Below are 19,868 nucleotides of genomic sequence, written 5' to 3'. Positions count from 1 at the left end.
AGCATTGATGTCGACCCGATTTTCGAATAACGCCACCTTGCCTATTTTGATTGCCATTGCACTCGGCATGGTTGTAGGGCTGTTTTATCCGGGCGTGGCAATCGAGATGAAGCTGCTCAGTGACGCCTTTATAAAAGTGGTCGGGTTACTGATGCCATTTCTGTTGTTTGTGCTGGTGTCGACCGGTGTCGCAGGTATCAAGCGCGAGCCCCACCATCGGCATGTAGTGGGGCGGATCGTGGTGTATTTCCAGCTGATGTCCCTTGCTGCATTGGTGTTGGGAATGTCGACGGGGTGGTTGTTCAGCCTGGATCATACGGCAGTGGCTAACCTGGATTTTGATCATCTGACACCGCCTGCTGCGCCCGAAACGCTGTTGCACGAGCTGTCGATGACCTCGATTTCGTCCAGCCTTTACAAGGTTTTCACCCAAAGCCTGGTGCTCCAGGTGATGCTGGTGGCGGTGCTGTGCGGCCTGCTGCTGGGGCGTGGCGGCCAGGTCGCAAACCGCTGCCTCGGTTGGCTGGAAGCGGCGGTCGCCGGGTTGTTCTGGTTGCTGCGGTTTATCCTGAAGTTCGCACCGCTGGCGGCGTTTGGGGCGATGGCATTTGTGGTGGGAAAGTACGGTTTAAGTTCGGTGCTACCGCTCTTGAAGTTCATTGTTGTTATTTACCTGGTTTGCGCGGTGTTCGTCATTCTAGTGTTCGCCACGATTACCCGCCTGCTCGGCGTTAAATTGAGCCGGCTAATTGTTTACTTGAAAGAAGAGTTGTTGTTGGTGACGTTCACCGGCTCTTCAGTGGCCGCACTTCCAGGTTGCGTCAGCAAACTTGAGGCGCTGGGCTGTGATCGCCAATTAGTGCGCCTGGTGTTGACCACCGGGTATACGTTCAACTTGGCCGGTACCAATCTTTATCTGACTACTGCCATTATGTTCCTGGCGCACCTCGCCGGAGTGGAGATTGCCGTACCCGAGTTGCTGGCGGTGCTGGTGATCTGCCTGTTTACCTCGCTGGGGTCTACCAGTGTGGCGGGCTCGGCGCTGTTTACCCTGATTGCTACCTTGAACATCCTGCAACTGGTGCCACTGGAAGGGGTGGGTTTGTTGTTGGGAGTGGAGCGGCTGATGAAGTGTCGGTCGTTGACCAATGTGCTGGGCAATTGCGTGGCGTGCCTGGCGATATGCGGGTGGCAGAAGTCGATTGACCATGAGGTGTTGAAGCGGGAACTGAGTCACTGAGCCGAACATGCTTTCCAGACCCAAACGCGGTCAAATGTGGGAGCGGGCTTGCTCGCGAATGCGGTGGGTCAGCCAATAAATCTGCTAACTGATACACCGCCTTCGCGAGCAAGCCCGCTCCCACATTCAGATCGCATTTCAGCCCTTGGCGTTGAGCAACTTGTCGAAGGCCTTGTCCAGGTTGCCTTCAGCACCTTTCAGCTTCTCACGACGCTCCTTCAACCAACTTTGGTCCGCGTCGAGATTCTTGCGCGCTTCCACCAGCATCCGCTTGACCTCTTCCGGCTGCGGCCCACCCGTACCCTTGCGAGTCTTGACCATCGTGGTCGGCGACAGTGCAGCACGGAAACCGGCCTCATCCAGCGGCAACGTATTCGGCGTCCATTTGTATTTGTCCGCGGCCTGGGTGTACAGCTTCTGCGCGTCCGCATACGCGAAGGTCTTCGGCGTGGTGCCATTGCTGCGCGCCTCGGTGACGATCAACGAGGCGAAGCTGTGGCCAATGCGGAACGGCACCTTGAACTGACGCTCCAGGGTGTCGGCCAACTCCATGGACGTGGTCCATTCCGACTCCAGCTCATCCAGCGCTCGCTGCGGGTTGATCTGCAGCGCATCCAGCACGGCATCCATGCTTTTGAACATGTCATCGGTGGACTGGAACAGCCCCAATGAATCGAACGCAAACTTGTAGTCGGTCATGCCGGTGGTGACGTTATGCGCGCGCAAGGTCACGGTTTGCGCCAGGCCCACCACGTCGGAGGCCGATTCCCGAGTGCGCATCAACAACCCCGGGTTGCGTTTTTGCGGCATCGCACTGCTGGTGTAGGTGGACTCTTCGTCCAGCAGCAACCAGGGGCGGATCTGATGGTACTGGGTATGGATATCGCCAATCATCGCGCCGATGCGGATCGCCGAAGACGCCGCGAGGTTGGCCGCCTCGATCGGGATGTCGTAGGTCGACACCTGGCTCGAATCCAGGGAGTTTTCCCGCACGCCGTCAAACCCCAGCAACTCGGCCAGGCGTTCGCGGTTCAGCGGGTAAGCGGAGTTCGCCAGTACCGCGGTGCCCATCGGGCTCAGGTTGAGGCGAGTGTAGAGTTCACGGATGCGTTGGCCGTCGCGATCAAATGCGGCTTCGAACGCCAGCAGGTAGTGCGCATAGCTGATGGGCATGGCCTGCACGCCGTTGGTGTAGGCGGGCACCAGGGTGTCGATGTTCTTGTCGGCGATGTTCAGGATACGTTGGCGGGTGGCGTTCAGTGCCTCGCTGTAGGCCAGCACCTGGGAGCGCAGTTTGGCCAGGCGGTAGGTGGCGAGCATGTCCTGGCGGCTGCGGCCGGAGTGGATCAGCGACGCTTCCGGACCGATCTTGTCGGTCATGATTTTTTCCAGTTGCAACACGTCTTCCGGGCGCTTGCCATCGGGCTGGTCGGCCTGGTCGATGGCAAAGCGCACGCCGCCGGCGATCTTGTGGCCCATGTCCGGCTTGACGATGCCTTCTTCGGTGAGCATCACGATCGAGGCTTTGTTGATGCGGTTCAACCAGGCGAACTGGGTTTGGGTCGGGTCGCCCTTGGCCTTGTGGGCGCTTTGCGAGGAGCCCGGCGTGGCGCCGACTTTGGCCGCCTGGGCGGCGCATTCTTCGGTGGTTTTGCAGGGCAACGCGCCGGTGTCGGCGGCGTAGGCGCCGTAACTGCTGAACAGGGCAAAGGCGACGGCCAGGTGGATCAGGCTTTTTCTGCTATTCATGTGCAACGCTCCGGGAAAAATCACAGCAAGGGCAGGGTGTAGCTGACGATAAAGCGGTTCTGGTCGATATCGCTGCCGCTGCCATTGCTGCGATACGTGCCATTGCGCCATTTCACTTCAAGGTTCTTCAGGGCACCGCTCTGGAACACGTAGCCGATATCGGTGTTGCGCTCCCACTCGGTACCTTCCAGGGTTCGGGTACGCACGAAGTTGTCACCCTTGAGGTAGCGGGTCATGAAGGTCAGGCCGGGGATGCCGAGGGCGGCGAAGTCATAGTCGTAGCGGGCCTGCCAGGACTTTTCCTCGGGGTTGGCGAAGTCCGGCGAGATCATCACGTAGTTGACGAGGTAGGAGTCGGTACCGTCCAGGTGGGGGAAGCCGGTGGTGCCTTTCATGCGCTGGTAGGCGGCGCCGAACGAGTGGCCGTGGAGGCTGTAGGTGAACTTGGCACCGAAGGCCTGGTTGTCGATGTTGCTGTTGCCTTCCTTGCTGGAGTCGGCGTAACGCAGGTCGGTCTTGAACGACTGCGCGTCACCCAGTGGCAGGGTATGGACCAGGTTGAAGATGTGTTGCTTGTAGTTGTTCTCGAGGTTGGCGTAGTGGTAGCCGGTGACCAGGGTTTTGGTCCAGCTGTAGCTGGCACTGGCGAAGTCGAATTTATCGCTGGGCACGGCACCCTTGATGCCTTTGCCGTCGACTTCGATGTCTGCATGGCCGCTGTCGTTACGCAGGGTGTTGCTGGTCAGGCGCCCGGCATCGAAGGTCAGGCCGGCGATGTCCTGGCTGGTCAATTGAGTGCCGCGAAAGGTCTGGGGCAGCAGCCGGCCATCGTTGGGCAGTACGGTCGGCAGCTTGGGGATCAGCGTGCCGAATTTGAGCACGCTTTTGGAGATCCGCGCCTTGGCGGTGGCGCCCATTCGACTGTAGCTGTCCGGTGCGCCATCCTCGCCCACGGGAAGCAGGCCGGTGTTTTGGCGGTCGGGGCTTGAGTCCAGTTTCAAACCCTGCAGGCCAATGGCATCGAGGCCAAAGCCCACCAGGCCTTCGGTGTAACCCGACTGGTAATTGAGGATCAGCCCTTGGGCCCACTCATCGCGTTTGGACTGGCTCGCGTTGGGCTGGCGGTAATCGCTGTTGAAGTAGAAGTTGCGAAATTCGAGGTCGGCCTTGCTGTCTTTGAAAAAGTCAGCTTCGGCAAAGGTTGGGAAGGCGAGGGTCAAACCGAGGGTGGCCGAAGTCAAGCCCAGGGTAATGGGGGATTTGTTCATTGTTATTCCCGTTGTCTGCTGCTTATTTTTAGAATTATCTGGCCGGACGGCGACAGGGAGACGCGTCCGGCTTGCGCAGGCTAACGAGTTGTATTGCAGATTGAAAATATATAGAAAGTGTTGATGCGAGACGAAAAAAGTATGAAGCGGACGCCCGATTTTTCAGACACTGAAGGGCCAATGTGGGAGCGGGCTTGCTCGCGAAAGCGGTGGATCAGTCGATRYATCCGGTGACTGTCACACCGCATTCGCGAGCAAGCCCGCTCCCACATTTTTTATCCGCGCAACGCCCTGAGCTTGGCCAACACCCCTTCCGCCGTCTGCTCACCCATCAGTTGCTCGCGCACCTTGCCCTTGTCATCAATGATGTAGGTCACCGGCAGGGCTTCACTGCGGGGAATGTCGAAGATCCCGTCCGGGTTCTGCGCCAGTACGGTGAACTTGATGCCCAGCTTCTCGCTGGCGCTCTTGAGCTCTTCACCCTGGACGTTGTCGAAATTCACCCCGAACACCCCCACCGACTGGCCCTTGAGCTGTTCGGCCAAGGCGTTGAGTTCCGGGATTTCGGTACGGCACGGGCCACACCATTCGGCCCAGTAGTTAACCACCAGCCATTGCTTGTCCAGGCGCTCGGCGGCCACTTTCTGACCATATTGGTCAACGCCATAATCATTGCCACAGCCGCTGAGCAGCAGTGTGCCGATGATTGCCAATGCGCCTAACAGTCGCCTCGTCATGGGGTAATCCTTCGTAAAAATGAACGTTGGCTGCGGCCTATCGCCTCTCATGGTTTAAGGACGCGGCGCAGCGCGGGTAGAATACCCGCCACCTTACGCAAGATGCGACCCGCACATGACCGATCTGACGCTTTATCACAACCCGCGCTGCTCGAAATCCCGCGGTGCGCTCGAACTGCTGGAAGCCCGTGGCCTCACACCGACGGTGGTGCGCTACCTGGAAACCCCGCTCGACGCCGCGCAATTGCAGGCCCTGCTGGGCAAGCTGAACATCAGCGCGCGGCAACTGCTGCGTACCGGCGAGGACGAATATAAAACCCTCAACCTGGGTGACACCAGCCTCAGCGAAGCACAGTTGATCGCTGCCATCGCCGCTCATCCGAAACTGATGGAGCGCCCGATCCTCGCCACCGCCGACAAGGCCGTGATCGGCCGCCCACCGGAGAACATCCTGGAGCTGGTTTCGTGAGTGCGCCGTATGTGCTGGTGTTGTATTACAGCCGCAACGGTTCAGTCAGCGAAATGGCCCGGCAGATTGCCCGGGGCATCGAGCAAGCCGGGCTTGAGGCGCGGCTGCGCACCGTGCCGGCCATCTCCAGTGAATGCGAGGCCGTGGCGCCGGACATTCCGGTCGACGGCCCGCTGTACTGCAGCCTCGACGACCTGAAGAACTGCGCAGGCCTGGCGCTGGGCAGCCCGACCCGTTTCGGCAACATGGCCGCGCCGCTCAAGTACTTTCTCGACGGCACCAGCAACCTGTGGCTGACCGGCGCCCTGGTCGGCAAGCCGGCAGGTGTGTTCACCTCCACCGCCAGCCTGCACGGCGGCCAGGAGACCACGCTGATGTCGATGCTGCTGCCGCTGCTGCACCACGGCATGCTGATCACCGGACTGCCCTACAGTGAACAGGCGCTGCTCGACACCAAGGGCGGCGGTACGCCTTATGGCGCCAGCCACCATTCCGGGGCCGACGGCAAGCGTGCGCTGGATCAACACGAGATCGCCCTGTGCCGCGCTCTCGGCCTGCGCCTGGCGAAGACCGCTGCGCTACTGGAGAACGGCCGTGGCCAGGAAGCCTAAGGTACTGCCGCCCCAGGCCTGGCTGGAGCCACGGGTCAAGGCGATGCGGGCGTTGAGCCTGCTGGCGTTCCTGGGATTGGTGGGGCTGCTGTGTGCCTACTACCTGGTGTTCGCCGATCTGCATGGCGCGCGGCCGTGGGTGATTCTGCTGATCGAATTGGTGCCGCTGCTGTTGCTGGCGCCGGGGATGATCCTGGGCAGCGCGCGCGGGCATTCATGGATGTGCTTTGTGGTGAACTTGTACTTCATCAAGGGTGCGCTGGCGGCGTATGACCCGAACCGGCAGTGGTTTGGTGTGCTGGAAATGCTGGCGAGCCTGGCGGTGTTCTGCACGGCGTTGATGTATGTGCGGTACCGGCATCAGCTGAATCGGCGGTTGGCGGGGGAAGGATTGCCTGCCTGATGCTTTTGTAGTGCCTGACCTGCCGCTATCGCAGGCAAGCCAGCTCCCACAGAGGAATGCATTCCAAGTGTGGGAGCTGGCTTGCCTGCGATGGCATCAACCCGGTATCAATGATTCACGGTGTAAGCCAGCATCATCGACAACTGGCACATCGGCCGCCCGCTCTCGGCATGCCACTGGTTGAATGCGCCCTGCACCGTGGCCAGGTCCCGCAGGCTGGTGGGCACCTTGTCGACGATCTTCTGCGCATTCAGCGCCGCCACCACGTCATAGCTCGGCACGAACGTGTCCTTGCCCACCATCCGCAAAAAGCGTGGCGCCGACAGCCCGCCCAACTGGTGGCCGTGCTTGCTCAGGTACTTCCACAGGCCGACGATATCGGTCACCGGCCAGTCGGCAATAAACCCGCCAAAGCTGCCTTTTTCCTTCTCGATATCCAGAATCATCTGCGCATTGCGCGGCACGCTCTTGAGCTTGCCCAGGTGACGGATGATGCGCGTATCCTGCATCAGCCGCTCCAGGTGCTCGGCGCCCATGAGCACGACTTTTTCCGGGTCAAACCCAAAGAACACCTGCTCGAAGGCCGGCCACTTGGCGTCCACCACGCTGTGCTTCAGGCCGGCACGAAACACCCGCAGCGACAGGGTCGACAGGTAGCGGTCATCGCTGATCTTGCGCAGTTTCGCCGGGGTCAGGGGCACAGGCAGGTGGGCTTCCAGCTCGGCCGCCGAACCAAACCGGTTCAGACAATATTCGTGCAGCCACTTGTAATCGCGCATGCCCTCTCCTAAGGATTGAAATGAAAACGGCGCCCAGGAGCGCCGTCTGTCAGAGCGGTGAAAACACTCAGAGGTTCACTACGTTGACGAAGCGCGACGCCGCACTTTCGTCGATACGCAGGCTGGTGAAGTCGAACAGGTTACGGTCAGCCAACTGCGACGGCTGCACGTTCTGCAAGCTGCGGAAGATGCTGTCGACGCGGCCCGGGGTCTTGCGGTCCCAATCCTGGAGCATGTCCTTGACCACCTGGCGCTGCAGGTTTTCCTGGGAGCCGCAGAGGTTGCACGGGATGATCGGGAATTGCTTGAGGTCGGAGTAGGCCTGGATGTCCTTCTCATGGCAGTACGCCAGTGGGCGGATCACCACGTTGCGCCCGTCATCGGCCCGCAGCTTGGGCGGCATGGCCTTGAGGCTGCCGTTGAAGAACATGTTGAGGAAGAAGGTTTCGACGATGTCATCGCGGTGATGACCCAGAGCCATCTTGGTCGCGCCGATTTCGTCGGCAAACGTATAGAGCGTGCCACGGCGCAGGCGCGAGCACAGCGAGCAGGTGGTCTTGCCTTCCGGGACCAGCTCCTTGACCACCGAATAGGTGTCTTTCTCGACGATGTGGTACTCGATCCCCAATTCCTTGAGGTAGGCCGGCAGCACATGCTCGGGAAAACCCGGCTGCTTCTGGTCCATGTTCACGGCAACGATGTCGAACTTGATCGGCGCGACCTTTTGCAGGTGCATCAGCACGTCGAGCATCGTGTAGCTGTCCTTGCCGCCGGACAGGCAGACCATGACCTTGTCGCCCTCTTCGATCATATTGAAATCGGCGACTGCCTCGCCGGCCAGGCGACGCAGGCGTTTTTGCAGTTTGTTCTGGTTGACCGTAAGAGTGCCCATGGCGCTTGGATCCGCGAAAGGTGTGTGACGAAAAGCCGGGTATTTTACCGGGATGGACGACCGAGTTCCAATGTGGGAGCGGGCTTGCTCGCGAACGCGAAGTGTCATTCGCCAGGTGTTTAGCTGACCCACCGCATTCGCGAGCAAGCCCGCTCCCTCAGTTGACCGCATTCCAATCAACAGACCCCGCCGCGATTAAGCCCAATGTTTACAGCGCAATTTGCTCTAAAGCCCCACACTTTTTCCGGTCATCACTTCCTATACTGCGACATAAGGTCGCACATATATCCAGACCTTTCAGGCCTATTGGCCCGTGGGCGCTCCGCTGGGGGGCGATGGTAATAACGACAGGAGTGACTGGCATGATCCATCACGTCGTGGGACTTTTCACCCACCCCGATCAGGAATGGCGGGAAATTCGTGGCGATAAAGAAGAAAGCATCGGCCACATGTACCTCACCCACACGCTGATTCTCGCGGCCATCCCCGCTGTCTCAGCCTTTATCGGTACCACTCAGGTGGGTTGGGTCATCGGCAGCCGCGCCCCGGTGATGCTGACGGTGGAAAGCGCGTTGTGGATGACCCTCATGTCCTACGCGGCGATGCTCGGCGGCGTGGCGGTGATGGGCGCGTTCATTCACTGGATGGCCCGCACCTATGACGCCAACCCCAGCATGGCGCGCTGCGTGGCGTTTGCCACCTACACCGCGACACCGCTGTTTATCGGCGGGCTGGCGGCGCTGTACCCGCATATGTGGCTGGGCATGGTGGTGGGCACGGCGGCCATTTGCTACACGGTGTATCTGCTGTACGTGGGGCTGCCGACCTTCATGAACATCCACCCGGACGAGGGCTTCCTGTTTTCCAGCTCGGTACTGGCGGTAGGCCTGGTGGTGCTGGTGGCGATCATGGCCTTTACCGTGATCGTCTGGGGGCTGGGCGTAGGCCCGATCTACACCAACTGACGCGGTTTACCCGCAGGAAAAGCCACCGCAAGGTGGCTTTGTGCGTTATGCATGACCATTCGGCGCCTGACAGATTCGGATACACCCTTGTTTGCGGCATACTGGACGTCTCTGGAGATATGTACAGCATGCCCGAGCAACTCAATACCCGCGTCGAAGATTGTTTCCTGCAAGCCGAATCCTTTTTCAAACGAAGCTTCAAACGCCCCCAGGTCAGCCTCAAGCTGCGGGGCCAGAAGGCCGGTGTCGCGCATTTGCACGAGAACCTGCTGCGCTTCAACCCGCAGCTCTACCGTGAAAACAGCCAACACTTCCTTAAACAGACAGTCGCCCATGAAGTGGCGCACCTGATTGCCCACCAATTGTTCGGCGAGCGCATCCAGCCCCATGGCGAGGAATGGCAGTTGATCATGCGTGGGGTTTACGAACTGCCGCCGGACCGCTGCCACACCTATGAAATCCAGCGGCGGCGCGTGACGCGGTATATCTACCGCTGTCCGTGTGCCGACAGTGACTTCCCGTTTTCGCCCCAGCGTCACGGGTTGGTGGGCCAGGGGCGGCGGTATTTGTGCCGCAGGTGCCGGCAGACTTTGGTGTTTACCGGGGAAACCCGCGTCGAGTGAGGTTTGTGGTGGATTTAAGGGCCCCTTCGCGAGCAAGCCCGCTCCCACATTTGATCGCATTCCAACGATGGAACTCGGTTGAATGTGGGAGCGGGCTTGCTCGCGAAGGGGCCGGCCCAGGCGCTACTGAACTACCTTGGCACGCCGCAGATCATCTATCTGCTGAGCACTGAATCCCAACTCCGCCAACACCTCATCGCTGTGAGCGCCCACCGCCGCGCCTATGTGCCTGGCCGCCGGCAAGCCCTCGGAAAACTTCAGCGGGCAGGCGATTTGCGCCTGGCTGGAACCATCGCCCCGCGGCACCTGGCTGACCAGCCCCCGGGCTTTCAACTGCGGGTGTTCAACGGCCTCGCTCAGATTCAGCACCGGCTCGACACACGCATCAATCCCGGCAAACAGCTCACACAGCTCATCAAAGCTGCGTTTCTCGAACTCGACCTGCAGCGCCAGCTTGAGGGCTTTCTGCTGCTCGGGTTTGGGCGATAGGCCCATTGCCGCCAATTCAGGGCGGCCAAGCGCCGTACACAGCTGCTGCATAAACGCCGGCTCCAGACTGCCCACCGACAACCAGCGTCCTTCCCGCGATCGGTAATAGTCATAGAAACTGCCGCCATTGAGCACCTGATTCTCCCACGCCGGCTCCACGCCGCACGCCAGGTAACCGGCGCCGGCCATGGCATTCAGGCTGAAGGCGCAGTCGGTCATGCTCACGTCCAGGTATTGCCCCACCCCACTGTGCTGCCGGGCAATCACCGCCGCCAGCAAACCGATCACCGCGTGCAACGAGCCGCCCCCCACATCCGCCAACTGCACACCCAAGGGCAACGGCCCGCTGTCCTGGCGCCCGGTGTAGCTGGCAATGCCTGCCAGGGCCAGATAATTGATGTCATGGCCGGCGCGATCCTTGTAGGGGCCGGTCTGGCCGTAGCCGGTGATGGAGACGTAGATCAGCTTTGGGTTGATCGCCTTCAACGCCTCGTAACCCAGGCCCAGGCGCTCCATGACCCCGGGCCGGAACTGCTCGAGGACGATGTCGTAGTCCGCCACCAGTTGCCGCACGATCGCCACCGCCTCGGCCTGCTTGAGGTCCAGGGCCAGGCTGCGTTTGTTGCGGTTCAGATAGGCATGGCTGGCCGACACGCCCTGGTCATGGGGCGGCAGTACTCGCAGCAGGTCCATGCGCGTGGGGGATTCGATGCGCAACACCTCGGCGCCCATGTCGGCCAGCAGCAACGAGGCGAACGGCCCCGGCAGCAAGGTGGAGAAATCCAGTACTTTGAGGGACGCCAAGGGACCTGACATGCGGACTCCGATTCCGATTCGATTGGCCACAGAGTAGGCAAACCCGGCGGTCGGCGGCAATCACATAAACCATCATCCGAAGTGACTGATGCTTCCCGAAGGCATAAAAAAACCCATCCGAAGATGGGTTTTTCACAAACGCTGCAGCCTTACTTGACGGCGGTTGGAGCCGGGCCTTCGGCCACGCCCAGGTCGTCTTCTTCACGGGTGTCGGAGATACCGCGACCACCGGAAGCCAGTTCGACTTTCAGCTTGTCTTCGTCCAGTTCCTTGACCCACTTGGCCACAACCAGGGTTGCAACAGCGTTGCCAACCAGGTTGGTCAGTGCGCGGGCTTCGGACATGAAGCGGTCGATACCCAGGATCAGCGCCAGGCCGGCAACCGGCAGGTGGCCAACAGCCGACAGGGTAGCGGCCAGTACGATGAAGCCACTACCGGTCACGCCAGCAGCGCCCTTGGACGACAGCAGCAGTACCAGCAACAGGGTGATCTGGTGGGTGATGTCCATGTGGGTGTCAGTCGCCTGGGCGATGAACACGGCAGCCATGGTCAGGTAGATCGAAGTACCGTCCAGGTTGAAGGAGTAGCCAGTCGGTATAACCAGGCCGACTACCGACTTCTTGGCGCCAAGGCGTTCCATCTTGATCAGCATGCGTGGCAGTGCGGATTCGGACGAGGAAGTACCCAGTACGATCAGCAGTTCTTCACGGATGTAGCGGATCAGTTTCAGGACGCTGAAGCCGTGTGCGCGGCAGATGGCGCCCAATACCAGCACCACGAACAGGATGCAGGTGATGTAGAAGCAGATCATCAGCTGACCGAGCTGCACCAGCGAACCTACGCCGTAGGCACCGATGGTGAACGCCATGGCGCCCAGGGCACCGAGTGGCGCGAGCTTCATGATCATGTTGATGATGTTGAACATCACGTGGGCGAAACGATCGATGAAGTCCAGCACCGGCTTGCCGTAGGCACCCAGGCGGTGCAGGGCGAAACCGAAGATCACCGAGAACATCAGCACTTGCAGGATGTCACCGGTAGCGAACGCGCCAACGATGGTGTTCGGGATCACGTTCAGCAGGAAGCCAACGATGCTCTGGTCGGCACCGGCAGTCACGTAGGCCGCGACTTTGGAGGCGTCCAGGGTAGCCACGTCGATATGCATGCCGGCGCCCGGTTGCACGACGTTGACCACGACCAGGCCGATCAGCAGGGCGATGGTGGAGACGATTTCGAAGTACAGCAGCGCGTAGCCGCCGGTCTTGCCGACCGATTTCATGCTTTGCATGCCAGCGATGCCGCTGACAACGGTGCAGAAGATGATCGGGGCGATGACCATTTTGATCAGCTTGATAAAGCCGTCACCCAGTGGCTTGAGGGCCACGCCGGTCTGCGGGTAGAAGTGACCGAGCAAAATACCGATAACGATTGCAACGATCACCTGGAAATACAGGGATTTGTACAGTGGCTGACGAGTCGTCATTGCAAAGTTCCTCAATCGTCCCGTGTGGCAAATATCCGCCATTGCCCACGACACTTGAATTGCGAACCCTCCTGCACTGGAGGGATTTGTTGTTTGAGAGCCTGCTCGAGGCGGTCTCCCTGCGCTCTGTATCGCAAGCGTCGTGCCACTTCTGCTGAAACTCCCTGAAGGCCTTTAGACATCAGCGCTCGGGCGATTTCCAGCTTAAGGTTATGCCTACAGACAGTGGCGGATTTCCGCCTGCTCGCCTGATCTCGTCCTACAATTTGGCGGATATCCGCCTTGTTGCACCCGCCCGGGGTGGCTAACATCCGCCACTCAATGGACGAGGCCCCTCATGCGTGAACGAACCATCGCCAGTCACTACGCCCGAGCCGCTCTCGGCGGTGCTCGCCGGGCCGGCTACGATTATTCGGGCCTGCTGCAGCAGGTCGGCATCACTGCGGAACTGCTGAGCGAGCCCCGCGCCCGCATCGCCCCCGAGCAATTCACCCAGTTGTTGCAAATGCTGTGGCTGGCGCTGGATGACGAATACCTGGGCTTCGCCGAAGGCCCGAGCAAGCGCGGCACCTTCGCCATGATGTGCCACGCGCTGATTCACTGCCGCACCCTGGAGAAGGCTCTGGAACGCGGCTTATTATTTTATAGCCTATTCCCGCAGGGTCCGCGCTGGCGTCTGACACGTGAAGGGGAAATGGCCCGCCTGAGCCTGGACGATTCGCAACTCTGGGACCCGGATCACTTCCTCAGCGAATGCCTGCTGGTGATCTGGCATCGACTCGGCAGTTGGCTGATTGGCCAGCGCATCCGCCTGCACCAGGCCACCTTCAGCTACCCGACGCCGCCCCACGCCGGTGAGTACGACTTGCTGTTCCCCTGCCCACAGGTATTCGCGGCGCCCACCAGCAGCCTGGTGTTCCCCAGCCGCTACCTGAGCCTGCCGTTGTTGCAGGACGAGCGCACCCTCAAGCATTTCCTCGAACGCTCCCCGGCCGACCTGCTGTCGCGGCCGGATGAAGGCGACAGCCTGAGCAGCCAGTTGCGCCGCCTATTGAGCCGCGACCGCACGCCCTGGCCCGACCTCGAAGCCGTCGCCCAGCACCTGCATATCAGCCCGCAGACCCTGCGTCGGCATTTGCGGGAGGAAGGCACCAGCTTTCAGGCGCTCAAGGATGAGTTGCGCCGGGACATTGCGATCTATCATTTGGGGCGGGCGGATTTGTCGTTGCAGGAGATCGCCGAGCAGCTGGGGTTTTCCGAACCGTCGGCGTTTCATCGGGCGTTCAAGAAGTGGACCGGGCTGACGCCGGGGGCCTATAGAGCACAAGAAACCTAGGTGTGTATTGATGCGACTGGCCTCTTCGCGAGCAAGCCCGCTCCCACATTTGACCGAGTTCCACCTTGGGAATGCCATCGAATGTGGGAGCGGGCTTGCTCGCGAAGAGGCCGGCACAGTCAATAAAGATCAAACAGCCGGGAAGTGGATCTTGAACGCAGCCCCACCCAGCGGTGAATCCCCAAGGGTCAGCCGGGCGCCATAGCTTTCAATGATGTCCTTGACCACCGCCAGGCCAATCCCCTGCCCCGGATGCTGGCGGTCGAGCCGCTCGCCCCGCTGCAGGATGCGCGCACGCTGGTCCGGCGGCACGCCGGGGCCATCGTCTTCGATGCACAACTCGGTGCCCTCCAGGCTTTCCTGCAAGGTGATGCGCACTTCGCTCAGGCACAGGCGATAGGCGTTCTCCAGCAGGTTGCCGAGCAGTTCCAGCAAGGCGCCCTTCTCGATCGGCACGTCGCATTCGTCCGGCAGTTCAAAGGCGACCTTCACGCCCTTATCGCGATAAACCTTGTCCAGCGTGTCGCACAGGCTTTGCAGCACCGGCTCCAGCCGCACCTGGTGGCGCACCAGGCCGCTTTTACGCAGGCTGGCGCGCTGCAATTGGTAGCTGATCTGCTGGCTCATGCGCTCGATCTGCGATTGCAGTACCCAGGCCTGGTCCCGATCTTCGGGGCGCTGGGCCATGTCTTCACTCACGCCTTGCAACACCGCCAACGGGGTTTTCAGGCTGTGGGCCAGGTCATCCAGGGAATCGCGGTAACGGGTGCGTTGCTCCCGCTCGCTGTGGAGCAACCGGTTCAGGGAGCCGGTCAGGCGCAGCAGCTCGCGCGGGTGTTGCTCGCTGAGGCTTTCCCGGGTACCGCCTTCGATTTCATCCAGTTCCTGGCTCAGCCGGCGCAGCGCCTGCAGGCCCCAGGTCAGGCCCAGCCACAACAGGGTCAGCAGCACCAGCAAGGCGGCGCCGAAGCCCAGGTAGAGGTTTTCCCGCAGGCCTTCGAGGGTCAGTTGGTATTCACGCACCGGTTGCAGGGCGACGATACTGAACGCCGCGCTCTTGCCGCCCAGCAGCTTGACCTCGACGTCATAGACAAAAAATTCCTGGCCGTTGGCCTCGCGGATCCGAGCAAACTCGTTGCCGCGCCCGTCATAGCGCGGCTTGTAGTTGATGTTTTCTTCCTGGGTGGCGCGCGACCGCCAGACCAAATGGCCTTCGCGGTCATAGATGTAGCCCAGCAGGCGGCTGTCGGTGAGGTTGAAACGCTCGTCCGGCAGCTGCGCGGGCATCAGCAGGCGATTGTTTTCAACCCGGGCAGCCGAAATCAGCGTGGTGACATCCGACGCCAGGCGCTGCTCGATGGAGTCCTGCAGGGCCAGGCTGAAGGCGCCCTGCATGGCCGGCAACAAGGCCAGCATAAACAGCACGGCCAGGGTGGTGGCCGCGAGCATCAAACGTACACGTAGCGAGCGAATCAACGGCAGCGCTCATTGAACAGGTAGCCCAGGCCACGCACGGTGTCGATCGGCTTGAAACCCGCCGGGCCTTCCAGCTTGCGGCGCAGGCGGCCCACCAGCACTTCGATCACGTTCGGATCACGCTCGTCGTCATCGGGGTAGAGCTGTTCCATCAGGCGGTCCTTGGCGACCACTTGCTGGTGATGCCGCATCAGGTATTCGAGGATGCGGTATTCGTAGGCGGTCAGCGCCAGCGGCTGTTCGTCGAGGGACGCCTGCTTGCGATTGAGGTCCAGCAGCAACGGCCCGGCGACGATGGTGGATTGGGTGAAACCGCTGGAGCGGCGCAACAGTGCGTTCATCCGCGCTTCCAGCTCTTCGAACTGGAACGGCTTGACCACGTAGTCGTCGGCACCTGCTGCCAGGCCTTCAACCTTGTCCTGCCAGTTGCCACGGGCGGTCAGGATCAGGATCGGGAAGGTCTTGGCCTGGGCGCGCAATTGGCGGATCAGGTCCAGGCCGCCCATGCCGGGCAGGCCCAAATCGATGATCGCCAGGTCGTGGTTGAATTGCCCGGTCTGGTACAGCGCCTCTTCGGCATTGGCGACGGCCTCGACCACGTGACCGCTGTCGGTAAGGCGGGTCAACAGGTGATGGCGCAGCAACGCCTCATCTTCGACAACCAGCAATTTCATAAAGCTCTCCAAGGCAAATCAACTTTCCAACTGGGGTATATCATAGCGGCCCTGCAGGTCTTGCTGGCGCAATTTACTGCCGTTGAAGTGACCTGACAGGTTTTCGTTGCCCACGCGATAGTCTGACTGCGGGGTGTGCTGGCCCAGGGACTGGCCCCATGGGGCCGCCTGTTCACCGGCATCCTCAAAGCTCACCCGCTGGAGAAGGCTGTAGGGCTTTTTGCTCTTCTCCTTGGAGAAACCCGCGAAACTCGAATCAGAGGCCTGGACGCCAGCGGTGGCGCTGAGCATGGTTAAGGCCAACATCAGCTTCTTGATCGCAGTCATGGTGCTACCTCATACGCTTGGGCTTTGGGTACGGGGCCAGACTACGCAGACGCCCCTGAACTCCCCCTGAACACTCTCTGAACCTGGGCTGAACCGAGGCCGGCTACTGTGTAAAGAGTTATTTACGTATGCCCGGCCGCAGGCTATCCAGCGGCCCTGCAACTCGGCAAAATACCCGGCATGAATTCCCTACCCGCCTGCTGCACCCCACTTGACGCCCATTGGCCGTTGCCCGATGCCTTGCCCGGCACGGTCTTGCTGAGCACCCGTTTTGACCCGGCCCTGCTGGCCATCGGCGATTTCCAGCGCAGCGCCGTGCCGCCACCCGCGAGCATCCAGCGTTCGGTGGCCAAGCGGCAGGCGGAGTTCCTGGCCGGTCGCCTGTGCGCCCGCGCGGCCCTGCAACAGCTGGACGGGCTGGATTGCGTACCGGCGATCGGCGAGGACCGCGCGCCGGTCTGGCCCGCGCACATCAGTGGTTCGATCACCCACAGCACCGGCCATGCAGCGGCCATCGTCGCCCACAAGTCACAGTGGCGCGGGCTGGGGATGGACCTGGAGAACCTGCTGCCCCTGGAGCGGGCGGAACGCCTGGCCGGGGAAATTCTCACTCCGGATGAAATGCTGCGCATGGCCGCCGGGCCGCGGGAGCAGGTTGCACAACTGGTGACGCTGACGTTTTCGGCGAAAGAGAGCCTGTTCAAGGCGCTCTACCCGATCGTGCAGAAGCGCTTTTATTTTGAGCATGCCGAGTTGCTGGAGTGGTCGGATACCGGCCATGCGCGGCTGCGGTTGCTGACGGACCTGTCCGCAGAGTGGTGCCATGGCAAGGAGCTGGAGGCGCAGTTTGCGGTGGATGGCGGGCAGTTGTTGAGCCTGGTGGCCGTCCAGGCCTAGACCTTCTCCTGATCCCGTGGCCAACTCAGGCTGAAACACGCGCCACCCAGATTGTTGCTCTTGCTGATCAACGCCCGGCCACCGTGCCAATAGATGATCCGCCGCACAATGGATAACCCCAGGCCGTGCCCACCCGACGCGCGGGTCCGGCTGTCATCCAGGCGCAGGAACGGCGTGAAAATCCGCTCCCAGGCACTTTCCGGTACGCCCGGCCCGTCGTCTTCCACGTCGATGCGGCAACGCACCTGGCCCACCTGGTAACTGATCAGCACCTGCCCCTGGGCGTGGCGCATGGCGTTGCTCACCAGGTTTTGCAGGGCACGGTGCAGGTAGCGCGGCTCGGCCTCCACCCATGCATCGTCCCAATGTGCCGAGGACAGGCAGATGCCCCGCGCCACGTTGATTTCCGGGCGCAGCGGTGACAGTTCATCAATCACCTGATCCAGCAACGCATTGAGGTCGACCCGCTGGAAATTCAGTGCCGGCGCCCCCTGTTCCAGCCGCGCGTAGGTGAGCATTTCGTCCACCAGGCCATCAAGGTCCTGGATGTCGCTGTCCATGCCCTCCATATACTTGCGCCGCGCTTCAGGCGTGGCCGCGTCGCCGATCATCTCCAGGCCGAACCGCAGGCGCGCCACCGGCGTGCGCAGTTCGTGGGACACCGCCCGCACCAGTTCGCGCTGGATCGCCAACAGGCGTTGCAGGTGCTCGGCCATGCCATTGAACGCTGCCGCTAGGCGCCCCACCGAATCGGCGCCGCGGGCCGGCACCCGCACTTCCAGGCTGCCTTTGGCGATGCGCGTGGCGGCGGCTTCCAGGCCACTCAAGCGCCGCTCCAGCTGGCGCACCAATAAATAGACGATCAAGCCGATCAAGGTCAGGCTGATCAGCGCAATCAGGATCAGCCATTGCGCCGGGTACGGATTCATCTGATACAGCGGGCCGATTTCCAGGACCCACGGCGTGCCGACCATGCCGGCAAATACCCGGATCGAATCCCCACCCTTGCCCAGGGCCATCACGGTATCGCCTTCGGACACGCGGCGGCGCTGGTCTTCGTCCATATCGGCCTGATTGAGCATCACCAGGTGCATCTCGAAACCAAAGCCCTTGGCTTCCTTCAGGTCTGCGAGTTTCTGCGGTTGCTCCGCCACCGGGAAACGCACCAGCTCATCGGCCAGCAGGTAAATCGTCGCGCGGGCCAATTGTTCGCTGATTTGCTGCACCTCACCGGTCAGCAACAGTTGCTCCTGGTCACTGACCAAGCGCAGTACCCTGGCCGCATGAGGCCCGGTTTGCTCCACCAACACCTGGCCGCGTTGCAGACGGGTACGCTGGGTCAGGTCCAGGTGCGCCTCGGCCACGGTCTGCAATTGCAGCGGGATACCCAGCAAGCGCTCCCACACTGCCAGGGCACGGCGGCGCTCGATGGCACTCATGGGTTGCAGGTTGTCGCCCATCAGCGCGAAGGTGCCGTGGGCCAGGCGCTCGCGGTACTGGCCGCTGCGCACTTCATTGAGCAGGTGCAAGGCCAGTACGCCGAGCAACGCCACCAGAATCAGCGCCGCGCACATGCCGCCGTAGATGCGCAGGAAGATTGAGTTCACGGCGTCAGGTCAGCCGCAGCTTCGGGGACGAACAGGTAGCCTTTGCTGCGAATGGTCTTGATCAGGCGTGGGTGGATCGGGTCGTCGCCGATTTTCGGGCGGATGCGCGAGATGCGCACGTCGATGGAGCGGTCCTGGCCGTCATAGCCAATACCGCGCAAGGCGGTGAAGATTTCTTCCCGGGACAGGATCCGCCCGGCATTCGCCACCAGCAACCACAGCAGGTCGAATTCGGCGCTGGTCAGTTCGATGCCGCCTTCGTGCAGCCAGGCTTCACGCAGGGCGTTGTCCACCACCAGCGGGCCGAATTGCAGGCGCCGCTGTTTTTCGGGGAGTGCCGGCTCGACGCTTTCGCTGCGCCGCAGCAGGGCCTGGATGCGTGCCAGCAGCAGGCGTGGACGCACGGGTTTGCACACGTAATCGTCGGCGCCCATGTCCAGGCCCAGCACCTGGTCCATGTCGTCGGTGCGCGCGGTCAGCATCAGGATCACCCCGTCGTAGCGCTCGCGCACCTTGCGGCAAATGCTCAGGCCGTCTTCACCGGGCAACATCAGGTCGAGGATCACCAGGTCCGGCTGCTCGGCGATGATCCGCGCCGCCGCGAGGGCGCCATTGCCTTCCACCGACACCCGCAAGCCGTTGCTCTCCAGGTAGTCACGGGTCAACTCGGCCAGTCGCTCGTCGTCCTCGACAATCAATACCTGCCAGGCTTCTTGCTCCATGCGTTACCTCGGTTCTAATTATTGTAGGGGCGGGTTTGCCCGAGAAAACTCGAGGGCGCCGCGTTTATTCAGGTTTCCAGCGTCATCGTTGACGTCCTTCGCGGGCAAGCCCGCTCCTACAGTTGTCATGTAGGCGAGGCATAAACTGTATGGATAACCGCCGATTGTAGCAACGGGCCGGCCCTCTGCCACAAGCGCGCAAATGCGTTCGGACATCGTGTTTTTTTGTGATAGGGTTCGCGCCCGCAAAAATCCAACCGGTTGTTTTTACCTCGGAATATTCGGTGACAAACGGCGCAATGCA

20 protein-coding genes are annotated in these 19,868 nt (G+C 61.3%); 8 read left to right on the top strand and 12 right to left on the bottom strand.

Going from position 1 to position 19,868, the window contains the following annotated elements; all coding sequences use genetic code 11:
- Positions 1–7 precede the first annotated feature (7 nt).
- A complete protein-coding gene (locus A462_RS15925; RefSeq protein ID WP_008435328.1) occupies positions 8–1,240 on the top strand; it encodes a cation:dicarboxylate symporter family transporter in 1,233 nt (410 codons plus the stop codon).
- Between the two features lie 138 nt (positions 1,241–1,378).
- On the opposite strand, the gene A462_RS15930 is transcribed toward A462_RS15925, so the two are convergent.
- The 3 genes from A462_RS15930 to A462_RS15940 all read right to left on the bottom strand — a co-directional run bounded on the left by A462_RS15930 (position 1,379) and on the right by A462_RS15940 (position 4,994).
- Positions 1,379–2,989: an argininosuccinate lyase gene (locus tag A462_RS15930; protein WP_003207353.1), complete on the bottom strand. Its 1,611-nt coding sequence runs from the start codon at positions 2,987–2,989 to the stop codon at positions 1,379–1,381.
- Positions 2,990–3,009: 20 nt separating this feature from the next.
- The gene (locus A462_RS15935; RefSeq protein WP_008435327.1) at positions 3,010–4,257 is read right to left on the bottom strand and encodes an OprD family porin; all 1,248 of its coding nucleotides are present in this window, start codon (positions 4,255–4,257) and stop codon (positions 3,010–3,012) included.
- 275 nt (positions 4,258–4,532) lie between these two features.
- Positions 4,533–4,994, bottom strand: a complete 462-nt coding sequence (locus tag A462_RS15940; RefSeq protein WP_008435326.1) for a TlpA disulfide reductase family protein — start codon at positions 4,992–4,994, stop codon at positions 4,533–4,535.
- Between the two features lie 115 nt (positions 4,995–5,109).
- Between A462_RS15940 and arsC the strand changes: the two genes are divergently transcribed.
- From arsC to A462_RS15955, 3 genes are read left to right on the top strand one after another with little or no spacing between them, the layout of a single operon-like run.
- Positions 5,110–5,463: an arsenate reductase (glutaredoxin) gene (gene arsC / locus A462_RS15945; RefSeq protein ID WP_008435325.1), complete on the top strand. Its 354-nt coding sequence runs from the start codon at positions 5,110–5,112 to the stop codon at positions 5,461–5,463.
- Positions 5,460–6,074, top strand: coding sequence for an NAD(P)H:quinone oxidoreductase (wrbA, locus tag A462_RS15950; RefSeq protein WP_004371390.1), 615 nt, complete (start codon positions 5,460–5,462; stop codon positions 6,072–6,074). Before arsC ends, wrbA begins: the two co-directional genes overlap by 4 nt.
- A complete protein-coding gene (locus tag A462_RS15955; protein ID WP_004371393.1) occupies positions 6,058–6,477 on the top strand; it encodes a DUF2069 domain-containing protein in 420 nt (139 codons plus the stop codon). The genes wrbA and A462_RS15955 overlap by 17 nt, the downstream gene beginning before the upstream one ends.
- Before the next feature lie 107 nt (positions 6,478–6,584).
- Here A462_RS15955 and A462_RS15960 read toward each other — a convergent pair whose 3' ends face one another.
- Together A462_RS15960 and ttcA are read right to left on the bottom strand one after the other, a co-directional pair.
- A complete protein-coding gene (locus A462_RS15960; protein WP_004371396.1) occupies positions 6,585–7,256 on the bottom strand; it encodes a DNA-3-methyladenine glycosylase I in 672 nt (223 codons plus the stop codon).
- Between the two features lie 67 nt (positions 7,257–7,323).
- Positions 7,324–8,148, bottom strand: coding sequence for a tRNA 2-thiocytidine(32) synthetase TtcA (ttcA, locus tag A462_RS15965; RefSeq protein ID WP_008435321.1), 825 nt, complete (start codon positions 8,146–8,148; stop codon positions 7,324–7,326).
- 362 nt (positions 8,149–8,510) lie between these two features.
- Between ttcA and A462_RS15970 the strand changes: the two genes are divergently transcribed.
- Complete coding sequence (locus A462_RS15970; RefSeq protein ID WP_004371402.1) at positions 8,511–9,113, top strand: Yip1 family protein; 603 nt, start codon at positions 8,511–8,513, stop codon at positions 9,111–9,113.
- A 128-nt stretch (positions 9,114–9,241) separates the two neighbouring features.
- Positions 9,242–9,736, top strand: a complete 495-nt coding sequence (locus tag A462_RS15975) for a SprT family zinc-dependent metalloprotease (protein ID WP_004371405.1) — start codon at positions 9,242–9,244, stop codon at positions 9,734–9,736.
- Positions 9,737–9,859: 123 nt separating this feature from the next.
- Here A462_RS15975 and A462_RS15980 read toward each other — a convergent pair whose 3' ends face one another.
- Together A462_RS15980 and A462_RS15985 are read right to left on the bottom strand one after the other, a co-directional pair.
- Entirely contained in the window at positions 9,860–11,041 is a 1,182-nt protein-coding gene (locus A462_RS15980; RefSeq protein WP_008435317.1) for a CaiB/BaiF CoA transferase family protein, read from the bottom strand.
- Positions 11,042–11,190: 149 nt separating this feature from the next.
- The gene (locus tag A462_RS15985) at positions 11,191–12,525 is read right to left on the bottom strand and encodes a dicarboxylate/amino acid:cation symporter (protein WP_008435307.1); all 1,335 of its coding nucleotides are present in this window, start codon (positions 12,523–12,525) and stop codon (positions 11,191–11,193) included.
- A 337-nt stretch (positions 12,526–12,862) separates the two neighbouring features.
- Here A462_RS15985 and A462_RS15990 point away from each other — a divergent pair, with 337 nt between their 5' ends.
- Positions 12,863–13,861, top strand: a complete 999-nt coding sequence (locus A462_RS15990; protein WP_003214223.1) for an AraC family transcriptional regulator — start codon at positions 12,863–12,865, stop codon at positions 13,859–13,861.
- Positions 13,862–13,990: 129 nt separating this feature from the next.
- On the opposite strand, the gene A462_RS15995 is transcribed toward A462_RS15990, so the two are convergent.
- Genes A462_RS15995 through A462_RS16005 form a run of 3 tightly spaced genes read right to left on the bottom strand, consistent with a single transcriptional unit; the run spans position 13,991 to position 16,338 of the window.
- Entirely contained in the window at positions 13,991–15,337 is a 1,347-nt protein-coding gene (locus A462_RS15995; RefSeq protein WP_008435304.1) for an ATP-binding protein, read from the bottom strand.
- Positions 15,334–16,011 (bottom strand): response regulator transcription factor, encoded by a 678-nt coding sequence (locus A462_RS16000; protein ID WP_003214228.1) that lies wholly within the window; start codon positions 16,009–16,011, stop codon positions 15,334–15,336. Before A462_RS16000 ends, A462_RS15995 begins: the two co-directional genes overlap by 4 nt.
- 18 nt (positions 16,012–16,029) lie before the next feature.
- Positions 16,030–16,338, bottom strand: a complete 309-nt coding sequence (locus tag A462_RS16005; RefSeq protein ID WP_003214230.1) for a hypothetical protein — start codon at positions 16,336–16,338, stop codon at positions 16,030–16,032.
- A 180-nt stretch (positions 16,339–16,518) separates the two neighbouring features.
- Between A462_RS16005 and A462_RS16010 the strand changes: the two genes are divergently transcribed.
- Complete coding sequence (locus A462_RS16010; protein ID WP_008435301.1) at positions 16,519–17,235, top strand: 4'-phosphopantetheinyl transferase family protein; 717 nt, start codon at positions 16,519–16,521, stop codon at positions 17,233–17,235.
- Here A462_RS16010 and A462_RS16015 read toward each other — a convergent pair.
- Positions 17,232–18,842, bottom strand: a complete 1,611-nt coding sequence (locus A462_RS16015; RefSeq protein ID WP_008435298.1) for an ATP-binding protein — start codon at positions 18,840–18,842, stop codon at positions 17,232–17,234. The two genes, A462_RS16010 and A462_RS16015, sit on opposite strands and share 4 nt — an antisense overlap.
- Positions 18,839–19,564: a response regulator gene (locus A462_RS16020; protein WP_008435295.1), complete on the bottom strand. Its 726-nt coding sequence runs from the start codon at positions 19,562–19,564 to the stop codon at positions 18,839–18,841. The genes A462_RS16015 and A462_RS16020 overlap by 4 nt, the downstream gene beginning before the upstream one ends.
- Between the last annotated feature and the right edge of the window lie 304 nt (positions 19,565–19,868).

Origin of the sequence: Pseudomonas sp. Ag1 (genome assembly GCF_000278565.1) — a bacterium.
Lineage (GTDB): Bacteria > Pseudomonadota > Gammaproteobacteria > Pseudomonadales > Pseudomonadaceae > Aquipseudomonas.
The sequence above is the reverse complement of the archived record's forward strand: the minus strand, read 5'-3'. Positions and strand labels throughout refer to the sequence as shown.